The following is a 4,315-nucleotide window of genomic DNA, read 5'->3' on the forward strand; positions in this document are numbered from 1 at the left end:
TTAATAGGCGAGAAGTCCCCCTGCGCAAGCTGGGGGATGAGAGCCGTCCTCGTGCCAACCGGAATCTTTATAGTTACCCCTTCCAAATAGCAACTATGGACTACCGGCTTGACAAGGGGGCCCATTCGGTCTACGCCCTGCACTACCACTTGGTACAGTGTGTCAAGTACCGGAGAAAGGTCTTTGTCGATGACCGGTATGTGGATCTCCTGAAGACCAAGATCCACGGTATATCCGAGACCTTCGGGGTTGAGGTCACCAACATCGAGTGCAGCACGGACCACTTCCACATGCTGTTCAAAGCCGGTCCCACCTTGGATCTCCCGAAGTACATCAACGCCCTCAAGACCATCACCTCCCGGGAGATCCGGCGGAACTTCCCGGAAGTCAAGCAGGTGCTCTGGCGCGATGCGTTCTGGTCGAGATCCTATTTCCTTGCCACGACTGGGCAGGTGACGCTCGATATCCTGAAGAAGTATGTAGACCGTCAGGCCGAGGACCGGTATGCAGTTGACCCGGAAGATTAGGATCTATCCTACTGCGGAGCAGGAAGCCGTCCTGTGGGAGTTATCCGAGATCAACCGGAAACTGTACAACCGGGCCCTCAACGAGCGGCGGGATGCCTATGCTGCCGGGGTCACGGGGGTCAACTACATCAAACAGCAGAACGACCTCCCCGGGTTGAAGCAAGAGTGGCCCGAGTTACGGTTCGTCAACGCCAAAGTTTTGCAGATGACGCTCAAGACCCTTGATGCCGACTACAAGTCATTCTTCGAGCTCCGCAAGAACGGCGACGAAGACGCCAACCCGCCGGGCTTCAAGGGACGACACTACTTCACCACCCTGAAGCACAACCAGTCCGGGTTCAAGGTCACCAACGCTGCGATCCGGCTGTCGCACAACCTCCCCGATCAGGGAGAACTGTCCTTCCCGATCCCCGAGCGGGAGTTCGGGGTGGTCAAACAGGTCGAGGTGTTTCGGGACTGCAAAGGAAAATGGTACCTCGCCGTGGTCGAAGAAGTCATCCCCCTGACCCCCGTCGAGAACGGGCAGTATCAGGCCTGGGATCTCGGGCTGATCAAGCAGACGGCGGTCAACAGCCAGGGTAAGTTCATCGAGGTGCAGAACAGTCGACCGGATCGGTACTGGAACCCAAAGATCGAGGCCGTGCAGGCCCGGAGGGACCACTGCCGGAAGAAGAGCAAAGACCCGAAGCCAAGCAGACGCTGGATCCGTTACAATGCGGCCAAACGGACGATGGAACGGAAGCGGAGCAACCAGCTCAACGACTTCCAGCACAAACAGAGTAAGAAACTTGTCGAGAACACCAAAGCTGGCACGATTATCATCGGGGATCTCTCCGTGAAGAAGATGCCGAAGTCCAAGTCGGCAACGAGGCAGATGAACAGGTCTACGCAAGGAACCGGATACCTTGCGCGGTTTGCCGGATTTCTGACCTACAAGGCGATCCTTGCAGGTAAACAGGTAATAGAGATCGGCGAAGAGTACACGAGCAAGACGTGCTACTGCTGTGGGAAGATCCACGCAGAGATGACCGTTCGAGACCGTGTTATGCATTGTGAGTGTGGTACCGTGCTCGACCGCGACAGGAACGCCGCGATCAACATCATGCTCCGATACCTATCACAGAATGCCCTGTGGACGGGCTACCGGGAGTTCACCGGTAATCTGCGACAAACAGGTCTGAGGGTCCCCGCGATCCCCAGGCACTCGCAGGAAGCCCCCTGCGCAAGCGGGGGGTAGTTCACCACCCTCGTCCAGTCGGTCATCGCCGACAACCCCTTCGGGTGCATCGGGTATACCGGGTCCGATGGCGTGCTCGTCGACCCGGTCGTCCGGAACCGCGAGCACTACACCTTGATGAGTGAACTTCGTCGACGAGGATACCGGCAAGCGCCTCGGGACTGTCTCGCTCCAGTCCCCGACGATCGCCGCGTATGAGGCGAACGCCGCGGAGGTGCTGGATAACGCGGCCCTTGCGACCGCGATGGGTGCAACCGATGCCCTCCGCAACGGCCCCGGCGAGACCTACTACGCCCAGCTCAAGTGCCACGACACCTCGGGTGACGACTACTACGTCACCTTCACCAAAAAGACCGTCCGGATCTCGTCCGGAGAGGACGACGCCATCCGGACCGCGGTCGAGACCTGGGCCGATGGCGTGCCCGCGCTGGCGTGAGAGGGGAGACCCCCCTTTCACTTTCGACCCTATGTAACCTTAATTGAACCGGGTCAGCATCATCAGGTAATCACTCTGCCCCCGGCGCGTCTTCCGACCATTCGATCAGTCTTTTCTTGAGTTCCTCTTTTGAAGGAAGATAGACCTGATACCGGGAAGCGTAGATATTGGCATCTTTCGGGAGAGTGAGTTCTACCAGTGCGTCGTTCTTCATCTTGCACAGGATGATCCCGACGGTCGGATGTTCGTCATCGAGTTTGACTTCCCTGTCATAGTAGTTGACATACATCTGCATCTGGCCGAGATCGCTGTGGGTAATCTTTCCAATCTTGAGGTCGATCAGGACGTAACATCGGAGGATACGGTTGTAGAAGACAAGGTCCACGAAGTAATGGTCGGCATCGAAGGTAAGCCGCTTCTGTCGCGCTTCGAAGAGGAAGCCTTTGCCCAGCTCGAGGAGAAACGTCTCCAGTTTGTCGATGATGGCCGATTCGAGATCGATCTCTCTGTAGCGGGCCTTCTCGTCCAGGCCGAGAAATTCAAGAACATACGGGTCTTTGAGCATATCCTGTGGCTTCTCGATGACGTGGCCGGTGTGGGCGAGGGCCCTCACACCGCTCCTGTCCCGGCTGAGCGCAAGCCGCTCATACAGGCCGGCGTCGAACTGCCGTTTGAGTTCCGAGAGCGACCAGCGGTTCTGTTGAGCCTCGATCTCGTAGAACCGGCGCTCTTCCCGGTTGTCGATGTTCATCAGGAAGACATAGTGGGACCAGCTGAGAGCAAACCGGGGGGTGAATTGCGCAGACAGTGTTTGCGCAATTGGTTGCCCGGCAGAAACGGCCGTATCTGACTGACACGGCACTGCCGGGGAAGCCGATCCGCAGTATTCAAGGTAAAATCGGCGCATATACTCAAGATTTCTTTTGGAAAACCCTCTCCCGAACTCTTCGGTCAGCTGGCGTGAAAGCTCCTGCACGGTCTGTTTCCCATACCCCGCCTTCGGCTTCCCTTGCTGCTCATGTTCGACGATCCGCCTGCCGATCTCGAAGTTGGTGACGACCTGTATCGAGTTGACGTTCTGTGCTACGGTCAGGCGGGCTTTCTGGACGATATCCCGGATCTCTCTGATGAGAGGAGAAATAGTCACTTCCAGTTCTCTTCCGGCCGTTCTCCCTGCTGGCTTTTCCAATGTATCTCCTCCTCTATCCGTTCCCGTTCAAGACAGGCGGTTGAGGCTCCATTGGGGCCTGGCCCCAGGAGTGTCTCGATCGAGGTCCTCATCGGCGTAATGCCGGGGGATCTTGCCCCGAGCAGTTCCTCCCACTCCCATCAGCATCGCCGGTTTCACCCGATTACTAGGAGATCGAGAGGAGAACCGATAAACGTGGCGGTGAGATGCCCTCTGTTCCCGATGACGGATGCGTTTATCCCGACGGCGTGCCCGCCCTGGCGTGAAGGGGACTCTTCCCCCCTTCACTTTCGACCCGCGCACGGCCAGCCTTTATCAATCCCCCCCTTCTCCAGCCTCTCCTATGAAACGTCTCCTCCGCGCCGACCAGACCCTTTTCAGAGATCCTGATGTCTTTGACTTCGCCTCCATGCCCGACCACCTCCACCACCGCGACGCCCAGGTCAAGGAACTCGCCTTCCTCCTCCGCGGCCCGCCGGGGGCCGGGAAGACCACCACCGTCCGCCGGGTCTTTTCCGCGTTCGGGGAGGAGACCCGGCAGGTCGTCCCGGTCTACGTCAACTGCCGGCCCCTCTCCTGCGACGGGAAGGGGGGGATCTGCCGGTAAGCGGGAAAGAATGATATGCGATGCGGAAGAGATACAACGATATGAGACGACGCCACCTGCTGGATGCGGAGGAGAGAGAAGCAGTTCTCCGCACCATCCACACGGTCCTCGCCGGATTTGACGAGATCGAGGTGGGATATGTCTTCGGAACGTTCTCGCAGGGGGATTTCGGCGACGTGGACGTGGCAATCCTCGTCACCGGCGAGCCCACCCCCTACCAGGCGATGCGGTTCGCGCGGAAGATCGAGCGGGAACTTGAGCGAGGGTTTTGTTACCGCTTTGAGGCTGACGTGAAGATCCTCAACACCGCCCCGGTCTC

Annotated in this window: 6 protein-coding genes; 5 read left to right on the forward strand and 1 reads right to left on the reverse strand. The window is 58.3% G+C overall.

Annotated elements, in window-relative coordinates; genetic code table 11:
• Nucleotides 1–95: 95 nt before the first annotated feature.
• The 3 genes from tnpA (at nt 96) to QZ408_RS14695 (ending at nt 2,200) form a co-directional block, all read left to right on the forward strand.
• Nucleotides 96–527: an IS200/IS605 family transposase gene (tnpA, locus tag QZ408_RS14685; RefSeq protein WP_292490817.1), complete on the forward strand. Its 432-nt coding sequence runs from the start codon at nt 96–98 to the stop codon at nt 525–527.
• Nucleotides 505–1,764, forward strand: coding sequence for a transposase (locus tag QZ408_RS14690; protein WP_292490818.1), 1,260 nt, complete (start codon nt 505–507; stop codon nt 1,762–1,764). Before tnpA ends, QZ408_RS14690 begins: the two co-directional genes overlap by 23 nt.
• A 121-nt stretch (nt 1,765–1,885) precedes the next feature.
• Nucleotides 1,886–2,200 carry a hypothetical protein gene (locus QZ408_RS14695; RefSeq protein ID WP_292490819.1) on the forward strand — a complete coding sequence of 105 codons (315 nt, stop codon included), beginning with the start codon at nt 1,886–1,888 and terminating at the stop codon, nt 2,198–2,200.
• Between the two features lie 70 nt (nt 2,201–2,270).
• On the opposite strand, the gene QZ408_RS14700 is transcribed toward QZ408_RS14695, so the two are convergent.
• On the reverse strand, nt 2,271–3,389 hold the full coding sequence (locus tag QZ408_RS14700) for a PDDEXK nuclease domain-containing protein (RefSeq protein WP_292490820.1): 1,119 nt from the start codon (nt 3,387–3,389) through the stop codon (nt 2,271–2,273).
• A 343-nt stretch (nt 3,390–3,732) separates the two neighbouring features.
• Here QZ408_RS14700 and QZ408_RS14705 point away from each other — a divergent pair, with 343 nt between their 5' ends.
• Together QZ408_RS14705 and QZ408_RS14710 are read left to right on the forward strand one after the other, a co-directional pair.
• A complete protein-coding gene (locus QZ408_RS14705; RefSeq protein ID WP_292490821.1) occupies nt 3,733–3,996 on the forward strand; it encodes a hypothetical protein in 264 nt (87 codons plus the stop codon).
• Between the two features lie 41 nt (nt 3,997–4,037).
• On the forward strand, nt 4,038–4,315 hold a 278-nt coding region (locus tag QZ408_RS14710), incomplete at its 3' end, for a nucleotidyltransferase domain-containing protein (RefSeq protein ID WP_292492801.1).

It is taken from the genome of Methanoculleus sp. 10, from assembly GCF_913757945.1.
GTDB lineage: Archaea > Halobacteriota > Methanomicrobia > Methanomicrobiales > Methanoculleaceae > Methanoculleus.